The following is a 24,018-nucleotide window of genomic DNA, read 5'->3' as shown; positions in this document are numbered from 1 at the left end:
TTGGTTAGATATAAGTAATGCTTATTTTTCGATTAGCTATAAATTCATACTTGCAATGTTTGTTTTTTGATCTATTATGACGAAGTGTCATTTATGACGGTTCGTCAAATTTAGTGGCGTTCCTGTATTCAAGAATCGTGTTACAATTATTGGGAGTGTGTTGGTATACGGATCAAAGGATTATGTTTAACTTTCGCTGTAAAAAAGATAGCAAGCAAGACGGATGTCGTACGTCTTCAGGGCTAACTAAAAAACAACAGGCGATTGCTGATCGTGAAATAGAGCTTATTCAATTGGCTAAGTCTCTGGTTCAAGAGCAAGGCTTTGCCAACTTAACGATGGACAAGCTCACAGCAGCAAGCCCTTACTCGAAGGGAACGATCTACAATCATTTTTGCAGCAAAGAAGATGTGATTCTTGCGCTTTGTATTCACTCGCTGAGAAGCGAAGCAATATTTTTCGAACGTACCGCTAAGTTCAATGGCAATACCAGAGAAAAAATCATTGCTATGCATGTAGGTTATCGTATTTACGCTCGTATGGAGCCTGTACTATCAACCTGTGCGATTGTTGCAAAGACGCCTTGGGTCCTAGAGAAAGCTTCGCCTAAGCGCGTGAATGAATTGAACAACTTAGAAGAACAAGTAATAGATGGTGCTGATGCGTTGGTGAATAATGCGGTGGAATGTGGGGACCTTAAGTTCTCTCCCGCAATTGGTTCTGATGCCATCGTATTTGCTAACTGGTCTATTGCCTTCGGTTCAAACGCTCTAGCGCAAAATGCATCGAACAGTCGATGTATTCAGCGAATTCAAGATCCATTCTCAGTACTGCATAACGCGAATATGTTACTTGATGGTTTAGGGTGGTCACCTTTATCGACAGAGTGGGATTACCGTAAAACGTGGCGTCGAGTGGAACAGGAATTGTTCAGCGAAGAGCTTGCTTATTTAGAGTCTGTGAATCGCTAATCGTTATAGAGGCCATCTAATATTTTAGTTGGCTTTTTTATTACACTATTGTGACGAATCGTCAAAAAATAGAGGTTGGTACTCAAGTTACCGATCTCGAGAAGTATAGGAAGTTACTCAAAAACTAACTTATATAACCAAATAAATTCGATCTGATTTTTATATGTTGAAGTTATCTGGTTATCACAGCATTCGCTGTTTTTTTTAGTTTTTAAATTTGACGAAACGTCACAAAAGGAGAGTGTGATGCCACATCACAACGTTCAACAACAAGCCCGAATGAGCTGGGTCAAGCTACCAACGAATTACAGTGTGTTGGTTGTGCTTGCTACCGTTTTATTGATTGTTATAGCAACTATTGGAGGAAAAAATCTTTACTTTAGAGGGGATTACGACATCTTTTTTGATGGAACAAATGAGCAGTTACTTGCGTTTGATGAAATTCAGACTACCTTTGCAAAATCTGACAGTCTTGCTTTGGTCATAGCGCCAAAAAGTGGCACTGTTTTTACTCCTAACACCTTATCTCTTATTCAGCAGATCACTGACGAGGCGTGGCAAGTCCCATACTCCACCCGTGTTGATTCCCTTGCCAACTACCAGCATACCGAAGCGTTTGAAGATGATCTTCTTGTCGAAGATTTACTGTATAGTGAATATGAATTGACGCCTCAGCGAATCGAGAAAGTCAAAAGTATTGCGTTGAGTGAACCGGTTCTGAAAAGTTCACTGATTTCCGAAAAAGGGGATGTCACGGTCGTGAATATTACGGTCCAACTCCCTGAGGTCGATAAAACCGCTGAAGTACAAGAAGTGGTTGCCTACATAAACGGAATGATTGAGCGTTATCAGCAAGTGTACCCGGATACTGATTTCCACAAAGCCGGTATTATTGCAATGAACTACGCGTTTATGACCGCAGCTCAAGATGACAGCGCGACGCTAGTGCCGACCATGCTACTAGTGATATTGGTCTTCCTGACTCTCATGTTGCGCTCATTGCTTAGCGTCATCGCGACACTCATCGTTATTATCGGCTCAGTTATGGTGACAATGGGCTTATCAGGATGGGCTGGTATGTTCTTAAGCACGGCGACAGTTAATGTGCCTACCTTGGTGATGACGCTTGCCGTCGCCGACTGTGTACACATCATAGCGACGATGCGTCAGTCAATGCAAAACGGCTTTAGTAAAGCCCATTCTATTGAACGAAGTATTGCGCTCAATTTCATGCCCATCCTGATTACCTCCATTACCACCGCGATCGGCTTTTTAATGATGAATATGTCGGATTCTCCAATCCTGAGAGATTTCGGCAACCTATCAGCCCTTGGCGTCATGATTGCTTGTTTCCTTTCCATCACATTACTTCCGGCGTTACTTCATATCCTTCCTGTTAGGGTGAAGTCAGACACTGCTGATGAAAGAAAGCACTTTATGGATCACTTAGGGGATTTCGTGGTGTCAAAGCGACATGCGTTATTGCCGTTGTCTGTGCTTGTTATTGTCGCGAGTGCGAGTTTGATTCCGCTGAATAAAGTCAACGATGAATCCGTCGAATATTTTGGTCATAGCAATGAATTTCGTCGAGCGGCTGATTTTATGGAAGAGCGAATCAGTGGCATGGCGAACATCAGTATCGCGATAAAAACTAACGAATCGCAGGGCATTGCGGATCCTAATTTTCTCAATACCGTGGGTAAATTTACTGACTGGCTAAGGTTGCAGCCAGAAACGGACCATGTTGCGACCTTGAGCGATGTTTATAAGCGCCTAAACAAGAACATGCATGGAGATGATCAGGCTTATTACTCGCTCCCTCAAGACAGAGAATTAGCGGCTCAATATCTGCTGCTTTATGAAATGTCACTACCGTATGGCTTAGATTTGAACAACCAAATCAATGTTGATAAGTCGTCAATCAAGATGGTTCTCACCGTGGAGAACTTGGGCAGCGTCGAGCTTGTTGATTTGGAAAATCGTATTTACCAATGGTTTAACGAAAACGCGCCTCAGTATGATGTTGTTGCTTCTAGTCCATCACTGATGTTTGCGCATATTGGCGAAACGAATATGGCTAGCATGCTGTCAACCTTGCCTATCACTCTGGTCTTAATTTCGGCATTACTGATCTTTGCCTTACGCTCGTTCAAGCTCGGTTTAATCAGCCTGGTCCCGAATATCGCCCCTGCGCTTATTGGTTTTGGTATTTGGGCGCTGGTTTCTGGTGAAATTAATTTGGGGTTGTCTGTTGTTGTGACGTTGACGCTTGGCGTTGTGGTTGATGATGCCGTTCATTTTCTCTCTAAATACCAACACGCTCGTAAAGATGGCCATAGCGCGGAACAAGCGGTTCGTTACGCTTTTCGCACCGTGGGGCGCGCGCTTTGGATTACGACTGTCGTGCTTGTTGCTGGTTTCTCCGTTCTGGCGATGTCGAGCTTCCGCTTAAATGCCGATATGGGGCAGTTGAGTGCCATTGTTATCTTCATTGCTCTTGTTGTGGATTTCATCTTTCTACCGACTCTACTGATGTTGTTTGACAAAGGCGTCTACGACGAGGTGGACCGCCGAAACAAGCTTAAATCAACTGACTCTCAAACCACGGCTGTTACTCAGTCATAACGAATCAAAGGATTGAACATGAATTTACTAAAAAATGCCTTAAAAGTATCTGCACTTTCTGTCTCGCTTTTTATGAGTCATGCGGTGTTAGCGGATGAAGCGAAAGGATTAGAAATTGCTCAAGAGCGCAAAGCCCGTGATGAAGGGTGGGGGGATTCTGTTGCTACCATGAAAATGATTCTGCGGAACGCACAAGGAGAAAGTAGCACACGTTTAATGCGCCTCCAATCACTCGAAGTTGAGGACGATGGTGACAAAGGACTCACAATATTTGATGAACCAAGAGATGTGAAAGGCACCGCGTTTCTCAACCACTCTCATACAGTGGGTGCCGATGACCAGTGGCTTTACCTTCCAGCACTGAAGCGTGTGAAACGTATTTCCTCGCGTAACAAATCAGGCCCTTTTATGGGCAGTGAATTTGCGTATGAGGATCTCAGTTCTTTTGAGATCGAAAAATATCGTTTCAATTACTTAAAAGATGACACCATAAATGGGCAAGATGTTTTCGTCATAGAGCAAATCCCGACCGACAAAAATTCAGGTTATACCAAGCAAACGGTGTGGTTAGATAAAGCGCATTATCGCCCCCTGAAAGTTGAGTTTTACGATCGCAAAGGGTCGTTGTTAAAAACGCTTTCTTTCTCAGATTACAAGCAGTACCTCAACCAATATTGGCGAGCGCACACCATGGCGATGACAAATCATCAAACAGGAAAAAGCACTGAGCTAACAACAAGTGAAATGCGCTTTAACACTGGGCTCGAAGACAATGATTTTCATAAGAATGTGTTAAAGCGAGTGAGGTAGTGGAGGAGAAATGAAGCGATCAAACGTTGGGTTGTTGCTTAGCGCAGCAACCTCTCTTTACTCGATGCCTCTTGCCGCCATTGAGCTTGCAGGACAAGTCAATATTGAGCATCGTCAGTTTTTTGAAACTGGCTCTCAGGGTCAGAGCAAAGCGCAAACGTCATTGGTTTTGCAGCCAGAATTTTACTGGGAGATGCAAAATGGTGATGCGAGCTTTACCCTCACACCTTTCTATCGCTTGGATAGCCTAGACGATGAGCGAAGTCATGGAGACATAAGAGAGGCGCTTTATCTGACGTACTGGGATGATTATGAGCTTCGAGTTGGGATTAGTAAGGTTTTTTGGGGAGTGACGGAATCCGCCCATTTGGTTGATGTAGTAAACCAGACAGACGCCATTGAAGCCGTCGATGGTGAAGATAAACTCGGTCAGCCAATGTTGCATTTCACCTCATTCAAAGACTGGGGCACCGTCCATGCAATGTTATTACCTTACTTTAGGGAACGAACGTTTGCGGGTACTGACGGGCGCTTGCGAACCGAACCTGTTGTCTCAGATGATGCTATCTATGAATCAAGCAGAGAAGAAAAGCAGGTGGATGTGGCTTTTCGATATTCGAAAATGCTTGGCGATTGGGACGTAGGCCTGAGCTATTTATATGGAACAAATCGGGATCCTTACTTTCGTTTTGAGTACGGGGAATTAAAGCCTTACTACGCTCTGATGAGTCATGTCGGTCTCGATGTACAAGGAATCGTTGGCGATTGGTTATGGAAACTGGAAAGTGTTTATCGAGATAGTGCAGATAATCATGTCGGTCTTGTGACGGGATTTGAGTACACCTTCGTTGGCGCATTTGACACGGTTTGGGATGTGGGTGTGATTGGTGAGTACCTCTACGACAGTCGTGGGAATAACGCACAAACTATCGGTCAAAATGATGTGTTTGCAGGCATTCGTTGGGCGCTCAACGACGAGGACGGAACGGAAGTGTTGACTGGAATCACTAAGGATTTAGATAACGCCGATGTTTACAATGCCAAGTTAGAAGCCTCGAGCCGAATATCGAATAACTTTAAGTGGCAAATTGATGCTTGGTTGTTCAAAAATGAAACACCAAACGATTTGCTCTATTTCGCCCGAGATGACGATTTTATCGAGCTATCTATTCAATACTATTTCTAAAACAAAAGGGCACAACTTAACGTCAGATTAATGAAAGATGACATTTTTGACGTTTTTGTGCTCTTTTTATTCAATAACCTCTTCTTTTCGTAATTCAATTTGGCATTGGTGCCCGGTTTGGCTACTATGTACAGCTATCAAAAAACCAATCACTCCCTTATGGACACTACCAACAGGTAGATGAGGAAACGATGCAACATCTAGAAGAGATCATTGCTAGCGCGAGCACTGCAATTGAAGCTGCCGAATCGCTAGTCGCACTTGATGAAGTGCGTGTTCAGTATCTGGGTAAAAAAGGTGAGCTAACTGCTCAACTTCAAAGCCTAGGTAAACTACCACCAGAAGAACGCCGTGAAGCTGGTCAAGAAATCAACAAAGCGAAAGGCGTCGTTCAGCAAGCTATCGCAGCTCGTAAAGACGCACTACAACGTGCAGAGCTTGAAGCGAAACTAGCCGCTGAAACAATTGACGTGACATTACCAGGTCGTCGTATTGAGAACGGTGGTTTACACCCAGTAACTCGTACTGTAGAGCGTATTGAGAAGTTCTTTGGCGAACTTGGTTTTAACACCGAAGCTGGCCCAGAGATCGAAGATGCATTCCACAACTTTGATGCGCTAAATATTGCCGCTGATCACCCAGCGCGTACTGACCACGATACTTTCTTCTTCAATCCAGATTTGATGCTTCGTACTCATACGTCAGGCGTACAGATCCGTACGATGGAAAATGGTAAACCACCATTCCGTTTCATCGCACCGGGCCGTGTATACCGTAACGACTACGACCAAACTCATACCCCAATGTTCCACCAAGTGGAAGGTATGCTGGTTGATGAGAACGTAAACTTTGCACAGTTGAAAGGCATCCTGCACGATTTCCTATGTAACTTCTTCGAAGAAGAAGTAGAAGTACGTTTCCGTCCATCTTACTTCCCATTCACTGAACCTTCAGCTGAAGTAGACGTGAAAGGCAAAAACGGTAAATGGTTAGAGGTACTAGGCTGCGGTATGGTTCACCCGAACGTACTACGTAGTGTAGGCATCGATCCTGAAAAATACTCTGGTTTCGCATTCGGTATGGGTGTTGAGCGTCTAACGATGCTTCGTTACGGCGTGAACGATCTACGTGCGTTCTTCGAAAACGATCTTCGTTTCCTAAAACAGTTCAAGTAATCCAGAGGGTTCATCAACATGAAATTCAGCGAATCATGGCTTCGTGAGTGGGTAAACCCAGCGGTTACTACTGACGAACTCACTCATCAAATTACAATGGCCGGCCTAGAGGTAGACGACGTTCTTCCTGTAGCGGGTTCTTTCACTGGCGTTAAAGTGGGTCACGTTGTTGAATGTGGTCAACACCCAGACGCAGACAAACTTCGCGTTACTAAAGTAGATGTAGGCGAAGAAGAGCTTCTAGACATCGTTTGTGGCGCACCTAACTGTCGCCAAGGTCTGAAAGTAGCGGTAGCAACAGTTGGTGCTGTTCTTCCAGGCGATTTCAAAATCAAAAAAGCGAAACTACGTGGCCAGCCATCTCACGGCATGCTTTGTTCGTTCACTGAACTAGGCATTGATGTTGAGTCAGACGGCATCATGGAACTAGCAGAAGACGCAGTAATCGGTACTGATTTCCGTGAATTCCTAGGTCTAGATGACGTAACGGTAGACGTAGATCTAACAGCAAACCGCGCTGACTGTTTCAGCATTCGTGGTCTAGCTCGTGAAGTTGGCGTACTAAACCGTGCTGACGTGACTGAGCCATCAGTAGAAGCAGTTGCCCCTTCAATCGACGATAAAGTGTCTATTGAAGTGAAAGCTCCTGCTGCGTGTCCTCGTTACCTAGGTCGTGTTGTTAAGAACGTAAACGTTCAAGCTGAAACGCCACTATGGATGCAAGAGAAACTGCGTCGTTGTGGTATTCGCTCTATCGACCCTGTTGTAGACATCACTAACTATGTTCTTCTAGAGCAAGGTCAACCAATGCACGCATTCGATCTATCGAAGATCGAAGGTGGCATCGTAGTTCGTATGGCTGAGCAAGGTGAGAAGCTAACACTTCTTGATGGCAGCGAAGCAGAACTAAACGCAGATACACTAGTAGTTGCTGACCACAACAAAGCACTTGCAATCGCAGGTATCTTTGGTGGTGAAGAGTCTGGTGTAACAACTGAGACTAAAGACGTTCTACTAGAGTGTGCATTCTTTGCACCTGACCACATCCGTGGTCGCGCTCGTAGCTATGGTCTTCACACTGATTCTTCAATGCGTTTCGAGCGTGGTGTGGATTACGCGCTACAAGTGAGCGCAATGGAGCGTGCAACTCAGCTTCTTGTTGAAATCTGTGGCGGTGAAGTAGCACCTGTTGTTGCAGTAGAGTCTGAAGCAGACCTACCTAAGCCAAACAAAGTTGCTCTACGTCGCACTAAACTAGACAACCTACTAGGTCACCACATCGCTGATGCTGACGTAGTAGAAATCCTAGAGCGTCTAGGTTTGACTGTTGAAGCTTCTGAAGAAGGTTGGTTGGCAGTAGCGCCAACATGGCGTTTCGATATCGCTATAGAGCAAGATCTGATTGAAGAAGTTGGCCGTATTTACGGTTACGACAACATTCCTAACCAACACCCAGCCGCAGCACTTAAGATGCACAACCACGTTGAAGCGGATCTTCCACTGAAACGCGTTCGTGATCTTCTTGTTGACCGTGGTTACCACGAAGCAATTACATACAGCTTCGTTGAGCCTGAACAACAAAAGCTAGTGGTACCTGGTGTTGAGCCTCTAGTGCTTCCAAACCCAATTTCTGCAGATATGTCAGCAATGCGTCTTGGTCTTATCCAAGGTCTGCTGAATACGGTTGTTCACAACCAGAAACGTCAACAGCCACGCGTTCGTCTATTCGAATACGGCCTACGTTTCATCCCATGTGAATCTGCAGAAAACGGCATGCGCCAAGAGCCTATGCTTGCAGGTGTTATTGCTGGTACTCGTGGTGAAGAGCACTGGGATATCGAAACTAACACCGTTGATTTCTTCGACCTTAAAGGCGACCTAGAAGCAGTTCTAGAACTGTCAGCTAACGAAAAAGCGTACTCTTTCGCTGCACTGTCACCTGAAAGCAAAAAAGCTAACCCAGCACTTCACCCAGGTCAATCTGCGGCAATCATCGTAGATGGTAAAGAAGTGGGGGTGATCGGTACCGTTCACCCTGAGCTTGAGCGTAAGTTCGGTCTAAACGGTCGTACTATCGTATTCGAAATCGAATGGTCTGCAATCAACAGTAAAGTGATTCCAGAAGCGGTTCAGCTTTCTAAATTCCCATCAAACCGTCGTGACATCGCAGTAGTTGTGGACGAAGCGGTAGCATCTGGTGACATCGTTAATGCTTGTTTAGAGCAAGGTGGCGAGTTCCTTAAAGATGCGAAACTGTTCGACGTGTACGTAGGTAAAGGCGTTGAAGACGGTAAGAAGAGCTTAGCAATCGCTCTGACTCTACAATCAGTTGAGCGTACGCTTGAAGATGCAGACATCGCAGGTGCGGTAGACGCTATCGTGGCTCACGTTTCTGAGAAGTTTGGTGCTGCTCTACGTGACTAAGCGTTAGACGAACTATCTCTCTTAAGAAACTAAAAACCCTGTCAAATCGGCAGGGTTTTTTTATGTTGAGCATCATCTTATTGTGATTCACGTACTAGGCCGTTTACGTCACCTCCCACAACCTCAAAAATCTGGACCAAACTTGAGGTAACGCTTAATCGAGATTTGGCATATATCGTTTTTCCGCCAACAGACGCTAACGCAAGTTTATTGGCAGCTAGGCGGCGAGTGAGAGGGTATAGCTAAGCAGAAGTGGGAGCGTAAGAATACTGAAAAAGTTGCCAAATAGTACCATTGACGCCACTTTCATGGGCTCTATATTCAGCCTTTCCGCAAATAGGTAATTCATGACGGCTGGTGGCAGCATTGTGAAGAGTACCATCATTTGCAATTGCATCGTTGGAAGGGGAATTAACCAATAAATAAGTGCAAATGCAACCGCCCCAGTTGCAAGCGACTGCACGGTACACAATACACCAACCTTTAAACCGTCCACTCTTAAATGACACATTTGCGCCCCCAGGGATAAAAGCATCACGGGTACTGCCGCTTGGCCAAGTAGAGCAGTCGCTTCGTATAAAGGTGCCCATACACCCACATTTGACACGTTGAGAAACAGAGCCAACGACGCAGCTAAAAAGATTGGCATCTTGACTATTTGCTTAAAAGGGTTGCCATTACTAAGTAGCATTACACCTAAACTAATGTGCAAGCATGCTGACACGACAAATAGCAGTACTGCTGAGGATAGCGCAATTTCTCCAAACGTATAGGTAAACAAAGGAATAGCAAGGTTTCCGCTATTGCGAAACATATGTGGTGGTGCCCAGGTTTTAAACGACAGTGACGTCAATCGACATACTGGGATCATGAGTAGTGCGGGAACCAAAACCGCGACAATTGCTGCAAAAAGGAGTGGTCCCTGATTCGAGTCTAACGGCATGTTAACGAGCGAAGAAAACACCAGCGCAGGTGTGAAAACCTCAATGTTAATGCGGTTGATTGGACGAAAGTCAGGCTTGATGTAACGACCTACCAAATAGCCGACGCCGACAAGAGCAAAAACAGGGAAAAGAATATTTATGATTTGATTAATCATGGTCGCCTAGATGAAGTGTAAGGAGCTAATGTGGAGATACACGAAGAACCACATTATCAACCTTTATATATTGCGTCATCGCTGAACAGTGAGAAGCGTGGGTTTAATCAAGCTTTCTAAGCACAGTTGCAAAGCCAGGTGGTCATACCATTTAGTTCAATTGTTACGTATCGAGTTACATACAAATCACTGAATTTACGACAAGTTCTATGTCAAGTGTCTGTTAAATAACCAATCTCTGATATTTTTATTAAATAGTGATTAATGTTGATATTTAAACTACTTTTAGTTTTATCAGCTGGATGTTTTTCCTATTAAAGAGAAAACAAAAACAAAAATATCAAAATGTTGGCGTTTAACAATAATTTACATAGTGCTATTCCTTTTGTTCGCCAAGAAAAAAGTTGGCGAAAATCATAAGCTTGTCATACACTTCCTGATGTAACCCCGATATGTTGTTGAATTGGTAGGGTAAAACTGCTCTGGCGCTACACTAACGTAGCATTGTTTAACATAGCTTTGAGGAAAGTTTTATGGCGCTCACAAAAGCCGAACTGGCAGAAAACCTGTTTGATAAATTAGGATTTAGTAAGCGGGACGCCAAGGAAACGGTGGAAGTGTTCTTTGAAGAGATTCGTAAGGCACTGGAAAGTGGCGAACAGGTAAAACTGTCAGGTTTTGGTAACTTTGATCTTCGTGACAAGAATGAACGACCTGGTCGTAACCCGAAAACCGGTGAAGATATTCCAATTACTGCTCGACGTGTTGTGACTTTTCGCCCGGGTCAGAAGTTAAAAGCTCGTGTAGAAAACCTGAAGAAAGTACAGTAAGCCGAATAAATGGATCACGCTAAGGCGTGGTCTTTTTTTTGCGTAAAACTTGTGTCGCATATAAACGAAAACCACCGCAATGCGGTGGTTTTTCTGTTTTTGAGTATATCTTAATGATATGGATTACGCTGCTTCTAGGTGCGTTGTTAAGTATGGTTGCCATGCTTGTTGGTACAAGTTTTTAGACTGTGCACGCATGTTGCGAATAGAAGCGAGTTCTAGTTCGCTTAGTTCGCGTTTCTCCATCATCGCTTGGCGTTCTAGTTTCTGGATTTTTTCGTATAGGTCGTGTTCAGGACCGCTTTTCACATCTGCGATGGCTTTTAAGTGCAGTTGAACTTCGGCAACTAGATTTGTCTTTGGTAAACGAACGAGTAAGTTCAAGTCTCTATAGCCTGAAGGACCAGGTTTTTTGAAGCGATTTTTTACTTTAACAATTGTTGTTTCACGCTCTAAGGTTTCATAAATGGAGACTAAGCTCGCGACGTCTTCAGCAACAATCGTGGCACGGGCTAGGTCAGTAATGCGTTCGACTTTTCCATCTAACTCCAAAGCTATTTTTTCTTCTGCTCGTTGTTTGGACTTTACGCCTGCGAAGTATGGCTGAGCATCATTAAAAAGTGCGGTACTTTTACAGATAGTTTCAAGCTCAAATTGTGCTTGGTGAGCTTTGCTGTAAAGAATGTCGAAGTCAGTGTATGGCTGAGTTGGAGTTGCGTCGATTGACTGAATACCATACAAGCCGCTAAGGCTATGTTTAAAGAGTTTCGAACAAACTTCGTTTTGACTTGTTGAACGATTTTGATCGCCACTCGGCGCTGGGGTAATTGGAAGTGCGGCAAATGCCGGTGCACGGCTAAGTACCAAAAGCATCAATGCTGTAGTACGAAGAAATAAGCTCATTCACTCTCCTTAACTTGCTTGTACTTAGAAAATAGGGAACATAAAGGTCGCTAAGTTCGGCAAATCAGGTACTAACTTATTAATGGGGTCATTACGAAAGATTCCAAGGTTTCAGTTTTGTCTTGAAGTGGAATCGTGCGTTAGATCACCATTTCTCTTTTCTTTATTCTGTTTATCAGATAAAGGCGTGGTTCCTATAAGAACGTTTACATCCTATCACCGCTGTATTAACCAAAGATGAACGGCATAGACAAATTGAAAAAAATCGTTAGTCTTACTTCTCAAAATGAAAATCAGCCGACAAGTAGAAAGTAAAATGAGAGACCAAGAGTTTTGGCATAATAAATGGGCCAGTAATCAAATCGGATTTCACTTGGAAGATGTAAACCCGCTATTACCTGCATATTGGCAACACACAAACCCAAAGCGTGAAGACAAAGTGTTAGTGCCTTTGTGTGGAAAGTCAGAAGACTTGATTTGGTTGGCGATGAAGCATGATTCAGTTGAAGGTGTTGAGCTGAGCCATATCGCTGTTCGTGCCTTTTTTGCTGAACATTTTTATACGCCAACCGTGACGCCTGTTAATGGTATGCACGAGCTTTATCAATTTGATGAGCTCTCTATTTATACTGGGGACTTTTTCACTGCACCAGTATCTCAAGCCGATATCATTTATGATCGCGCCGCGTTGGTTGCTTTACCGCAAGATATGCGAGAGGAGTATGTAGAGCGTCTCAAGCAACTTTTGAATCCAGGCGGTCGTATTTTGCTTGTTACACTCAACTATCCTCAAGAAGAGATGGCAGGGCCTCCATTTAGTGTGCCAGTCGAAGAGATTGAGCAGTTATTTTCAGGTTACAAAGTTACCTGTTTGAACGTAGATGAAGCTGATGAAAACCATCCTAAAATTGCGAAAAAAGGCTTAAGTCGCTTCTCTGAAGAAGTGTACCTAATCGAGAGTGAATAGGTTTTTTTGGTTTGTAAAACGAAATAGCGCAGCAATTTGAGCTGCGCTATTTTTGTATAAGTGGTTCGTATTTAATAAGTTATATTAACTTTTGAAGCACTTTCAACAGCATCTTGAACGGCTTCTTCGGTGGTTTTTCGTCGCGTAAGGACAACACCTAAACGACGGCGACCATCGATTTCTGGCTTGCCGAATAGACGAACTTGCGTTTGAGGTTGAGCTAAGGCTTTGGTTAGGTTGTCAAAGCGAATGTTTGTGGAAGTCCCTTGACCAAGAATAACGGCCGACGCAGATGGACCATATTGTACGATATTATTAATCGGCATTCCGGTAAATGCACGTACGTGGAGAGCAAACTCTGACATTTCCTGAGAAATCATAGTGACCATGCCTGTATCGTGTGGGCGAGGAGAGACCTCATTGAAAATGACCTTATCGCCTTTAACAAATAACTCTACACCAAAGATGCCGTAGCCACCGAGTGCGTTGACTACTTTCTCAGCCGTGTATTCAGCTGCTTTTACTGCGTTTTCTGACATAGCTTGCGGTTGCCATGATTCGCGGTAGTCGCCATCTTCCTGACGATGGCCAATTGGAGCACAGAAATGCACACCGTCAACGGCTCTTACAGTCAATAAAGTGATTTCGTAATCGAAGTCGATAAAACCCTCCACGATCACGCGACCTGCCCCCGTACGTCCGCCTTCCTGTGCGTAATCCCATGCCTTTGCAACGTCGTCTTCGGTCTTGATGACACTTTGCCCTTTACCTGAAGAGCTCATAACTGGCTTTACTACGCACGGGATGCCTACATGCTCAACCGCGGCTTTGAAGTCTTCAAAAGTATCTGCAAAACGATAAGGTGATGTCGTCAGTTCTAGTTCTTCTGCAGCCAAACGTCGGATACCTTCACGATTCATTGTTAGCTTGGTTGCCTTAGCGGTTGGAACAACATTCAGCCCTTTTTCTTCAAGCTCTACCAGTTTGTCGGTTGCGATAGCTTCGATTTCAGGTACGACGTAAGTAGGTTGTTCCTTCGTTATAACTTCTTCTAAGGCGCTTCCATCTAACATATCGATGACGTAACTACGGTGAGCAACTTGCATCGCTGGAGCATTAGCATAGCGATCACAAGCAATCACTTCTAAACCAAGTCTCTGACATTCAATTGCGACTTCTTTACCGAGTTCGCCAGAGCCTAAAAGTAATACACGGGTAGCATTTGCGCTGGTTGCAGTGCCAAACATAGTGTTCCCTTACAAAAATAGAGTGGTGAGACAGAAATTACAGGAGATCATACTGAAGTTTCATGACAAAGCAAACGTTTGCTTTTGGTTTTTAGGCAATAAAAAAGCTCTACATGCCGTAGAGCTTTTTATACTGAAATTGTCGCTTATACGTTGACAAAACTAAGTGGAATATCTGGATTCAACGCTTCTAACGTTGATTGCGTATCAGCCAAATGACTGATCTTGCCTTCTGAGTTTTCTACCAGAGCAGCGGCTTTGATATTGTCAAAAGTTTCGCCCGCAAGTAGTACTTGGATCAGCGCAACTTGTAATGGCGGCAAGCTAGGGTTAAACGCCGCATTTTCCGCATAAGCACCTTGGAATACACGGCCGCTAGCCATTTCTAATGCTAAGCCACTCAAGTTGTTGGTATATGGTGAGTGGCTCATGTTCATCGCTTCAACAGCGCTTTGAATTAGAGTGTCTTCATCATCGCATGAGAACTGATGCTTTACTTCTGCCATTAAGCCGGATTCGATACCGAGATCGTTTGGTCCAAAGGCTTCAGGTAGGTATTCATGCAGCGATTTTTCTTCGCGTTCTGGGAGCTGGATTTTAAGCTCGTTTGCGGTAGATAACTCGTTCATGAACTGACGGCAGTGACCACATGGGCTGAAGTTAATAGTGATATCTTTAATACCACGTTCACCTTTCATCCAAGCATGGCTAATTGCAGACTGCTCAGCGTGAACTGTTTGACCTAACTGAACACCAAAGAATTCCATGTTGGCTCCGAAGTAAAGGCGACCTGAGAGACCACGAACGATAGCACCGACATAAAATTCAGAAAGAGGAGCATAGGAATATGCTGCGGCAAAAGGAAGTAGAGCAACACGAAGCTCTTTATCTGATAGACCGGTAGCTGAAAGCAACTGCTCAAACTGTTGAACTGAAAGCGTAGCATCAAAATCATCAGCTTGGATGATAGGAGCAAGTTGTTTGGAAAGTGCTTCTGGAGCGCCTGCTAGCGCCTGTTCAATGCGACTTTTCATGTTGAATCCTTGTTATTGCATGGACAGTTATTCTATGTGAAGGATAGAAATGTTCCGTGCGTTAGATCACGATAAATAATGCAATTGATAATTCTGTTACATAATTAGAGTGAGCTCACACATGTATTCGATTGCACTGACGTGAAGCGTTATCTCCGTCTCACAATTAACCATATCAGTATATATTCATATAACCAAGACGCTGGGATATGTTAATTACGATGCCTACATGTCCACACAACGTTATTCCTAGATATCTAAGCAACGTTGAGTCAGTAATATTGCACTGAATGTTGGAGTTATTAGTGTGTATCTCGTCAGAGTGCCTTAACGATATTACTAGAACGGGTTGTTAGATGAGGTAATACAGAGTTTTGGAAGGGATAAGGAAGAAACGGGAAGGCCACGGCCTGCCGGAAGGAGGGCAGACCGAGAGCGCTTAACTATTGATATAGCCAGACAGCCAAAGCAAAAAAGCTTGGAGCCAAAATAGAAGTGATGATGCCGCATAAAACCAATGCGAGTGATGAGAACGCGGCATCAATGGGCTGTTTCTCTGCACATGTCGCGGTGCCTAAGGCATGAGACACGGTACCCATTGTTAGGCCACGTGCAATCGGGTGTTTAATTCCAATTAAGTTGTAAATTGGGTATGCCAAAATCGCGCCCAATAAACCAACAATCAGAACCAAGATCGCCGCAACGGCAGCTTCACCACCGAGGTGACTCGAAATTTCCATTGCTATTGGCGTAGTGACGGATTTACCCACTAGACTTGCGATTAAACTGATATCCGCTTTGAAAGCGACTGCGATCAAGGTGGTTGTCATCATCGACATCACACTGCCTACTGTGCAAGCAAAAGTGATGATTCGCCAGTTTGCTTTAATTTGTGGTAGTTGTTCATATAACGGGTAAGCCAGAGCAACTACGGCTGGTTGAAGTAAAAAACTGATCCCTTCGTTATCCGCATAATACGTTTCAAACGGTACATTTAAGTAAGTAAGCAAAGGAATGAGCACTGCAATACTGATCAGCAAAGGATTTGCGAGAGGATTATTCACTTTGATTGCGATTTGGCGCGCGACAAGAAAAACCGCAATGGTAACAACTAACCACATATCAGTGCTTCTCCTTTAGCAAGTAGTCCAGCAGCCAAGCGAGGCTGACCAGTACAATGAGTGAGCCTCCAACTGCGCTAGCAATGATAGGGAGGGCATTAGCGAGTAGCATATCGAAATGTTGCATTAATCCCACGCTAATAGGAACGAACAACAAAATCATGTAGCGGATAAATAGCGTGGCGCCCGGTTTGACCCAATCGACCTTTACAAGCCCAAGAGTCATGGAGAAAAACAGTACGAGCATACCGATGACACTTCCTGGGACGGAAACGCCAGTGAACTTTTGAATGGTAATTCCGATGCCAAGCGCCCCCATGATGAGGAAGATTGAAATGAGCAGTTGGATCAGTTGTAAGAATCGTTCTTTAATCATTTTGACAGTATATAAACAACAAGCACACCATAAGGTGCGCTTGTATTAGGAGGAGTTAAGAAGCTAAGCTCTCTACATAACGGTACACGGATTTTAATATCGCAATCTTCTTTTCGTCACTTTCATGTTCGTGAACTAAGTTTTCTAAATTCAGCATGTACTCTTCAATTTGGCTTTCAAACACTTCTCGACAGTGTAATGCCCAGCGTCTCTGTTCTTGCTCGTCTAATGTGCCTGGGAAGTTACGCGCACGATAGCGGAACAATAGAGGTTTAATGCGCTTGTCATCAAATTCAATGTCCAATGCGGCAAGATTATTCGGGTCGGTTTCTCGAATGATATCCATGGCTGCGCGATCGGCCGGAGAGAAGAATCCGTCGTAAAGTTGCGTATCGACGTCATCACTCTTATCGAACTTACGCTCCACAGAAAATAGGCCAATCAACTTTTCTCTAATTTCAGGATGTTGGCGCAACAAAGCGAGATTAGCGAGACATTGCTGGCGATCAATGCCAATAGACTCCGCATTTTCAGCCGTTAACGTTTTTGCAGGGGCGAGAATAGGGCATTTGTTTAAATGAACCAACTTAACTGGTACTGGTAGCAAGTCACCAAGATCTTCTCGCTTAGTGTAGAGTCTTTCGTGTAGCTCTTCTGCGGATAGCTCAAGAATAGGTTGAGGGTCTTTCGCTAAATCGATAGTGATAACGGCGTTATTATTGGTTGGATGCCAAGCAACAGGCACAATCCAGCTAGTGTACTGGCATTCGCGCCCTAGCATGCCTGAAACGTGCATCAACGGCGTCATGTTGACGATGTCGACTAATTCATTGAGCTTACGCTTTTGGCGCATAGAAAAGAAGTAGTCAAACAATTTTGGTTGCGCTGCTTTGACTTTCTTCGCCATTTCGATAGTCGCAATCACGTCTGCCATCGCATCGTGCGCGTTACTATGTTCTATGCCGTTAGCAACAGACAAGTGCTCTAATTTAAAACTAGTGAAGCCATCTTCGTTTTCTGGCCATTCTACGCCTTCTGGGCGAAGGGCGTGGCACGCGCGTAATACATCGAGTAAATCCCAACGCGAGTTACCGTTTTGCCAACTCCATGCGTATGGATCGATAAAGTTGCGATAACAAGTATAACGTGTCACTTCGTCATCAAAGCGAATGCTGTTGTAGCCTAAACTGGTGGTATTTGGTTTCGCGAGTTCAGCGTGAATCTTAGCGATAAACTCAGGCTCAGAAAGGCCTTCTTGAACCGTTTTTTGCGGAGTAATACCAGTAATAAGCGCAGCTTCAGGAGACGGAAGATAATCAGCAGGTGGCTGGCAGTACATGACTAAAGGCTCGCCGATGATATTGAAGTTTTCATCTGTACGAACACCAGCAAACTGGCTTGGGCGATCTTTCGCGGGGTTGGTTCCCCATGTCTCATAATCAAAGAAGAAAAAAGTGGGCTGATTATCTTGGTGCATTCTGCTTACCGTTTACAAAACCGATGACAGTATTAGACCATTCAACGCCTTGACTAGCAACGAAAGATGCAAGTTGAATTTTTGAAAATGAAAAAGCCGATGGCGAACCATCGGCTTGATATTTTACGTTTTATAGCTTGGGAAGTAGTTTGAGCTTTACGCTCGTGTTTCTTCCAATGCTGTTTCGCTTTCTGGTGACTTCAGCACTCGGCTAGCAATCGTACCCGCAGTCATTGATCCTGAAACGTTCAGTGCGGTACGTGCCATATCGATCAATGGTTCAATAGAGATAAGCAGCGCCGCGATGGTCACAGGTAAGCCCATTGCAGGAAGAACAATCAAGGCTGCAAACGTTGCACCGCCGCCAACACCTGCAATACCAAATGAGCTGATGGTGATAATCGCAATCAATGACAGGATAAAGTGTAGATCCAGTGGGTTGATGCCCATTGTCGGAGCTACCATCACTGCCAGCATTGCAGGATAGATACCTGCACATCCGTTTTGGCCGATAGTGGCACCAAACGATGCTGATAGGTTTGCAATCGCTGGTGGAACGTTAAGCTTGGTGATTTGCGCTTCTACGTTTAGTGGGATCGTTGCGGCTGAGCTACGAGATGTAAACGCAAAGGTCAGTACAGGCCAGATTTTCTTAAAGTATTCCGCAGGGCTAACGCCGACAAACGAGACTAATACACCGTGAACAACAAACATCAGAGCGATAGCAACATAAGACGCCACAATAAAGCCAAGTAGGTTTAGGATGTCGCCTGCGCTTGATGTCGCTACCACTTTTGCCATCAGTGCTGCGATGCCGTATGGCGTTAACGCCATGATCATCTTCACTAATCGCATAACGATTGACTGAGCTGCTTCTACGAAAGTACGAATCGGTGATTCTAACTCTGCTTTTTCCATCATCACTTTGCGAGCGGCGATACCGGTTAATACACCGAAGATAACGACAGCGATAATTGAGGTCGAGCGAGCACCTGTTAGATCAGCAAATGGGTTGGTTGGAATGAAGCTAACTAGCATTTGAGGAATAGTCAGGTCACTTACTGTACCAGCACGGCTTTCTAAAACGGCGATACGAGCGGTTTCACGAGCACCTTCAGTTAACCCTTCTGCTGACAGGCCAAATGTTGTTGTCACCAAGATACCGATAAGTGCAGCAATTGCAGTCGTTACTAGAAGAACAGAGATGGTCAGGCCAGAAATTTTACCTAATGATCCACCTTTCTCCAATTTAACAACTGCAGAGATCATCGATACCAATACTAGTGGCATGATGACCATTTTCAGTAGACCAACGTAGCCACTGCCTACAATGCCTACCCATTCAAGTATTTGAGCAATTGCGCTGTTGCCTTCACCGTGAATGAGTTGCAAAGCAAGACCAAAAAGAGAACCAGTAACAAGACCGATTAAAACGAGACGAGAAAGTGTGTGTTTCTTTTGTTGTTGGTTAAAAAGAAAGAACAATATGCCAACAAAGACGGCTAGAGAGGCTATCACTGCAAAATTCATAATCTGACCTTATCAACCTGCCGAAATGGCGGTTGTTTTTTATACGGGGTTTTATACGGATTTGTTTATGGGGCGTAAGATAACGCTCGCGATATAACTTTAAAAATGACAAACGGGTATTAGCTAGATCTAAAATGAATATAAAAACGAGATCTAAGTCGCGTGAGAGTGTGAATTAGCACGTTAAATGTACAAAATGGTTATTCGTAGTGATGCAGTAAGTCACGCATTTCTTGCCTTTGTAAGTAAACCACCGAGTCTTCTTGATAACTGAAAAGTTGATAAATCATCGCTTTGGCGACATCTTCCGCTCGAATAGGTAAAAAGTTGGACAGTTTGCCAAGCATGAATGGGCGAATTACCTTAAACAGAGTTTGCACTAACTTCTCGTCCGTTCTTGGGCTTTGACGTTGACCAACAAGCGGGCCTGGGCGAACAAACACGATTTCCTCAAAACCCATAGCTTCGATTCTTTGTTCCATTTGTCCTTTACAGGCTAAGTAATGGGATGGTGATTTACTATTTGCACCAAGGCTAGAAACAACCGCAAGGCGTTTGACTCCGATCGTTTTCATCTGTTGGGCGACTTTACACACCAGATCAACATCTACTCTACGTAAATTATCCTTACTGCCTGCTTGCTTAAGGGTTGTGCCTAAACAGATAAAGCCGATGGTCGGTGTTGGTTGGTTATCATCCCATTGGTGGATAGAAAGGTCGGCATCAATGAGAGGAACAAGCTTATTGTCCGCATCTAGGACGCCATCGAGTGGGCGGCGAGAAAGATAATATAAGGTCCCAACACCTGATTGATTTATGAGGTTTGTAATGACTTTTGAACCGACTAAGCCAGTCGCCCCAGCGATGATGGCGCAGGTGTTGTTATCCATGTCCTTTCTCCTATATGGGAATATAGCCTAAGCTATTGTAGCGGATTTCAAGGAGTTACTTATAATCGAATGCTCGAAAGGTGAGACGCTCTGCGAACTCAGTAGACTTTCCTAACAGAAATCTGATTAGCGCTGCCCCAAGCGGATGCAAGGGTATACAATAGTGGACGCTCAAAACTGGGGCTGAGCAAGATTTCTTAATCAATGGAACACCTCTCACCCAGACAACATCAAAGGAACGTAAAAAATGGATGACTCTTTTGCAGCGGAGATACAAGCGCGCATAGATAACAAAACCAAACCCGTCGGTTCTTTAGGCTTATTGGAAAAGGTGGCACTACAGCTAGCTCTTATTCAAAGTCAGGATAAACCTCAGCCAGTTGATTCCATCGCTATCTGTAAACCGAGCATGCTGGTATTTGCTGGAGATCATGGCGTTGCAGAGGAAGGCGTAAGCATTGCGCCAAGCGAAGTCACTCAGCAAATGGTGGCTAACTTTCTCGCCGGCGGCGCTGCCATCAACTGTTTTTGCGACATCAATGGCATCCAACTCAAAGTAATAGATTGCGGTATGTTGGCACCTATTGATGTGCTGGTTCCAGAATTTAAGTCTCATCCAAACTTGGTTGAACAACGATTGGGTAACGGTACGGCTAATTTTTCTAAACAATCAGCGATGTCCCCAGAACAAGTGGCGCTAGGTTTAGAGTATGGTGCGAAGATTGCAGAGCAAACCATTTTGTCTGGCTCAAATCTATTGATGTTCGGTGAGATGGGCATTGGTAACACCAGTTCGGCTTCCGCACTGTTATCGGCGCTGAGTTCATTAGATATTGATTATTGTGTTGGCGTTGGCACCGGAATCAATCAACAGCAGTTGAGCCGCAAATATAAACTGGTTGCACAGGGAGTAAACCGATGTCGAGGTCTTGATACTAAAGCGATTCTCGCACAGGTTGGAGGCTTTGAAATCGTACAAATGGTAGGTGCTTTTTTAGAAGCCAAGCGGCTTAAAACTCCAGTTTTAGTGGATGGGTTTATCGTATCGGTTGCTGCGTATATAGCAACGTTGCTAGACGAAGAAGCACGCGAATACATGTTGTTTGCCCACCGCTCCGAAGAAAATGGACATAAGTTTGTATTAGAGTACCTAAAAGCAGAACCTCTACTCGATCTTGGTTTACGATTAGGGGAGGGAACCGGCGCCGCTCTTGCCTTACCCTTGTTAAAAGCTGCTGCCCAGTTTTACAACAAGATGGCGAGCTTTGAGAGTGCAGGAGTTACAGTATAGTGTCAGTCCCTGATAATTCTGAGAACGTCACGCCGTCATCGTTAAGATACCAGTGGGAGTTGTTTCTATTAGCTATCAGTTTTTTTAGTCGCTTACCCGTACCCCAAGCGTTGCCATACAGTGAAGAACGCATGAATCAGGCTGGCCGTTACTTCGCGTTAGTTGGTCTCGTGCTTGGAGCACTTTGTGCTCTGGTATTTTCGCTCACCTCAATTCTTTTCCCAGAATCGGTTGCCATAGTATTAACGATGGTGTTTAGCTTATTGTTAACAGGGGCATTTCACGAAGACGGCTTGACTGATATGGCGGATGGCATTGGCGGTGGCATGACTGTCGAGCGACGCCTCTCTATTATGAAGGACAGCCGCATTGGCACTTATGGTGCAGCCACTCTCATTATGGCGTTATTGGCTAAGTATGTTTTTTGGAGTGAACTGGCTAACTTGCCGCAGTTTTGGTTGGTCATTGTCGTCGCTTATACCGCAAGCCGAGCACTAGCCGCGACGCTTATTTATGACATGCCTTATGTCAGTGACAGTGATACGTCGAAAAGTAAACCGCTGGCAAATAGCCAGTCTTCTTTAGAAGTCTCCATTTTGTTGTTTACTGGTGGCATAACATTGCTTGTGCTTGGTATCACGCAGGCGATCTTTATATCGCTTGTTCTCGTGGTATTTCGTTTGATGTTCAAACGTTGGTTAACCAAGCGAATTGGCGGCTTTACGGGGGATTGTCTTGGCGCAGCGCAGCAGCTATCGGAACTGCTTGTTTATCTCACTATGATTGGGTTTTATCACATCTCATGAAGCAATTGATACTCGGTGGCGCGCGCTCTGGGAAGTCGCATTTGGCGGAAAAAACAGCCAAGCAATTATCGACCACTTCTCAACACTCATTACATTATGTTGCAACCGCGCTGCCATTTGACCAAGAAATGCGAGAGCGAATAGCGCATCATCAGAAGCAACGAGGGGGCGAGTGGCAAGAGCATGAATGCCCCCTTCATTTATCTGAGTTACTGACAAATTTCGCTAACACCGATGTTGTACTGGTCGATTGTTTAACCTTGTGGCTCAATAATTGGATATTTGAGTTAGGTGATGAATGTTCCAATGAGAAGCTAGAAGCAGAAATTGAAAAGCTTATACAGGTGGTACGTGGTTCAGATGCGACGTTAATATTCGTCTCTAACGAGGTTGGAATGGGCATTGTGCCTTTGGGGGCGGTTAGTCGTTACTTTGTGGATAATGCAGGACGGATGAATCAAAAACTAGCCAGTGTTTGCCATCGTGTTACCTTTGTTGCTGCTGGCTTGCCGTTGGTTCTTAAAGAGTAGGATGGAAGAAATGAAAACACTCAACATCTATCTTGTGCGTCATGGAAAAGTAGACGCTCCACCAGGACTTCATGGCCAAACGGATGTAAAAGTTACGCCTGCTGACCAAGAAAGCATTGCTCGGGCTTGGATCGAGAGTGGACGAGGTGTGGGTGGAGTGATTTGTTCTCCGCTTTCACGTTGTCAAGAACTGGCAAACATCATTGCTGAACAGCAGTTATTACCAGTAATGACGGATGAATCTTTACAAGAAATCGCATTTGGTGATTTTGATGGTGTGCCTTTTGATATGCTCACTGAACAGTGGAAAAAGCTAGATGCTTTTTGGCAATCGCCAGCACAACACACGTTGCCGAATGCTGAGAGCTTAAGCACATTTTCTGAGCGCATATGTCGCGTGTGGTCTCAAATCATCAACGATATCAATGACAATCTACTTATCGTCACGCATGGTGGCGTCATTCGTATGATTCTTGCTCATGTATTGGAGTTAGATTGGCGTAACCCCAAGTGGTATTCGACGTTGTCGATAGGAAACGCTTCTGTCACGCATATAACAATTACCATAGATGAGCAAATTTACGCCTCGGTGCGTTCGATTGGCGTACCTCTTTTAACTCGTTAATTTATAAATATTAAAATGCCCAAAGCGATACTGCTTATGGGCATAGTCACGGAAGATGTCAGTGGAAGCCCATCTGCTAGGTGCAGGAAGCGAAAATTGAC

21 protein-coding genes are annotated in these 24,018 nt (G+C 44.4%); 12 read left to right on the top strand and 9 right to left on the bottom strand.

Going from position 1 to position 24,018, the window contains the following annotated elements; translation table 11 throughout:
* Positions 1-182 precede the first annotated feature (182 nt).
* The 6 genes from NL644_RS14540 (at position 183) to pheT (ending at position 9,191) form a co-directional block, all read left to right on the top strand.
* Positions 183-971, top strand: a complete 789-nt coding sequence (locus NL644_RS14540; RefSeq protein WP_005395898.1) for a TetR/AcrR family transcriptional regulator — start codon at positions 183-185, stop codon at positions 969-971.
* Positions 972-1,217: 246 nt separating this feature from the next.
* Positions 1,218-3,596, top strand: a complete 2,379-nt coding sequence (locus tag NL644_RS14535; protein ID WP_253658567.1) for an RND family transporter — start codon at positions 1,218-1,220, stop codon at positions 3,594-3,596.
* A gap of 18 nt (positions 3,597-3,614) precedes the next feature.
* A complete protein-coding gene (locus NL644_RS14530; protein ID WP_005395903.1) occupies positions 3,615-4,406 on the top strand; it encodes an outer membrane lipoprotein-sorting protein in 792 nt (263 codons plus the stop codon).
* A 10-nt stretch (positions 4,407-4,416) separates the two neighbouring features.
* Positions 4,417-5,592 (top strand): hypothetical protein, encoded by a 1,176-nt coding sequence (locus NL644_RS14525; RefSeq protein WP_253658566.1) that lies wholly within the window; start codon positions 4,417-4,419, stop codon positions 5,590-5,592.
* Between the two features lie 191 nt (positions 5,593-5,783).
* A complete protein-coding gene (gene pheS, locus NL644_RS14520; protein ID WP_005385470.1) occupies positions 5,784-6,767 on the top strand; it encodes a phenylalanine--tRNA ligase subunit alpha in 984 nt (327 codons plus the stop codon).
* Positions 6,768-6,785: 18 nt separating this feature from the next.
* Entirely contained in the window at positions 6,786-9,191 is a 2,406-nt protein-coding gene (gene pheT, locus NL644_RS14515; RefSeq protein WP_253658565.1) for a phenylalanine--tRNA ligase subunit beta, read from the top strand.
* Between the two features lie 217 nt (positions 9,192-9,408).
* Here the strand turns inward: pheT and NL644_RS14510 are convergent, their stop codons facing one another.
* Positions 9,409-10,290 (bottom strand): AEC family transporter, encoded by an 882-nt coding sequence (locus NL644_RS14510; RefSeq protein ID WP_074191174.1) that lies wholly within the window; start codon positions 10,288-10,290, stop codon positions 9,409-9,411.
* Between the two features lie 533 nt (positions 10,291-10,823).
* Here NL644_RS14510 and ihfA point away from each other — a divergent pair.
* On the top strand, positions 10,824-11,120 hold the full coding sequence (ihfA, locus tag NL644_RS14505) for an integration host factor subunit alpha (protein ID WP_005377899.1): 297 nt from the start codon (positions 10,824-10,826) through the stop codon (positions 11,118-11,120).
* Positions 11,121-11,243: 123 nt separating this feature from the next.
* On the opposite strand, the gene NL644_RS14500 is transcribed toward ihfA, so the two are convergent.
* Complete coding sequence (locus NL644_RS14500; RefSeq protein WP_253658564.1) at positions 11,244-12,023, bottom strand: RelA/SpoT domain-containing protein; 780 nt, start codon at positions 12,021-12,023, stop codon at positions 11,244-11,246.
* Between the two features lie 316 nt (positions 12,024-12,339).
* Here NL644_RS14500 and NL644_RS14495 point away from each other — a divergent pair, with 316 nt between their 5' ends.
* Positions 12,340-12,990, top strand: a complete 651-nt coding sequence (locus NL644_RS14495) for a thiopurine S-methyltransferase (RefSeq protein WP_046874957.1) — start codon at positions 12,340-12,342, stop codon at positions 12,988-12,990.
* A 71-nt stretch (positions 12,991-13,061) separates the two neighbouring features.
* Here NL644_RS14495 and purT read toward each other — a convergent pair whose 3' ends face one another.
* From purT to NL644_RS14460, 7 genes are all read right to left on the bottom strand, one after another.
* Complete coding sequence (purT, locus tag NL644_RS14490) at positions 13,062-14,237, bottom strand: formate-dependent phosphoribosylglycinamide formyltransferase (RefSeq protein WP_006741653.1); 1,176 nt, start codon at positions 14,235-14,237, stop codon at positions 13,062-13,064.
* A gap of 146 nt (positions 14,238-14,383) precedes the next feature.
* Entirely contained in the window at positions 14,384-15,271 is an 888-nt protein-coding gene (gene cdd, locus NL644_RS14485) for a cytidine deaminase (protein WP_005397788.1), read from the bottom strand.
* A 443-nt stretch (positions 15,272-15,714) separates the two neighbouring features.
* Positions 15,715-16,392 (bottom strand): LrgB family protein, encoded by a 678-nt coding sequence (locus NL644_RS14480; protein ID WP_005377888.1) that lies wholly within the window; start codon positions 16,390-16,392, stop codon positions 15,715-15,717.
* Position 16,393: 1 nt separating this feature from the next.
* The gene (locus NL644_RS14475; RefSeq protein WP_005397786.1) at positions 16,394-16,768 is read right to left on the bottom strand and encodes a CidA/LrgA family protein; all 375 of its coding nucleotides are present in this window, start codon (positions 16,766-16,768) and stop codon (positions 16,394-16,396) included.
* A 55-nt stretch (positions 16,769-16,823) separates the two neighbouring features.
* Entirely contained in the window at positions 16,824-18,245 is a 1,422-nt protein-coding gene (sbcB, locus tag NL644_RS14470; protein WP_253658563.1) for an exodeoxyribonuclease I, read from the bottom strand.
* 156 nt (positions 18,246-18,401) lie between these two features.
* Complete coding sequence (locus NL644_RS14465) at positions 18,402-19,775, bottom strand: L-cystine transporter (RefSeq protein WP_253658562.1); 1,374 nt, start codon at positions 19,773-19,775, stop codon at positions 18,402-18,404.
* 200 nt (positions 19,776-19,975) lie between these two features.
* On the bottom strand, positions 19,976-20,665 hold the full coding sequence (locus tag NL644_RS14460) for an NAD(P)H-binding protein (protein ID WP_005397784.1): 690 nt from the start codon (positions 20,663-20,665) through the stop codon (positions 19,976-19,978).
* A 247-nt stretch (positions 20,666-20,912) separates the two neighbouring features.
* Between NL644_RS14460 and cobT the strand changes: the two genes are divergently transcribed.
* The 4 genes from cobT to cobC are packed head-to-tail and all read left to right on the top strand — an operon-like array spanning position 20,913 to position 23,917.
* Entirely contained in the window at positions 20,913-21,956 is a 1,044-nt protein-coding gene (gene cobT / locus NL644_RS14455; RefSeq protein ID WP_065646827.1) for a nicotinate-nucleotide--dimethylbenzimidazole phosphoribosyltransferase, read from the top strand.
* A complete protein-coding gene (locus NL644_RS14450) occupies positions 21,956-22,762 on the top strand; it encodes an adenosylcobinamide-GDP ribazoletransferase (protein WP_046874846.1) in 807 nt (268 codons plus the stop codon). The genes cobT and NL644_RS14450 overlap by 1 nt, the downstream gene beginning before the upstream one ends.
* Positions 22,759-23,292 carry a bifunctional adenosylcobinamide kinase/adenosylcobinamide-phosphate guanylyltransferase gene (gene cobU / locus NL644_RS14445; protein WP_005397778.1) on the top strand — a complete coding sequence of 178 codons (534 nt, stop codon included), beginning with the start codon at positions 22,759-22,761 and terminating at the stop codon, positions 23,290-23,292. Before NL644_RS14450 ends, cobU begins: the two co-directional genes overlap by 4 nt.
* 10 nt (positions 23,293-23,302) lie before the next feature.
* Positions 23,303-23,917, top strand: coding sequence for an alpha-ribazole phosphatase family protein (gene cobC, locus NL644_RS14440; protein WP_182018904.1), 615 nt, complete (start codon positions 23,303-23,305; stop codon positions 23,915-23,917).
* Positions 23,918-24,018 lie beyond the last annotated feature (101 nt).

The sequence above is a fragment of the Vibrio sp. Y10_XG_PY6 genome, assembly GCF_024181795.1.
GTDB classification, from domain to species: domain Bacteria; phylum Pseudomonadota; class Gammaproteobacteria; order Enterobacterales; family Vibrionaceae; genus Vibrio; species Vibrio diabolicus.
This window is presented reverse-complemented; position numbering and strand designations above follow the sequence as displayed.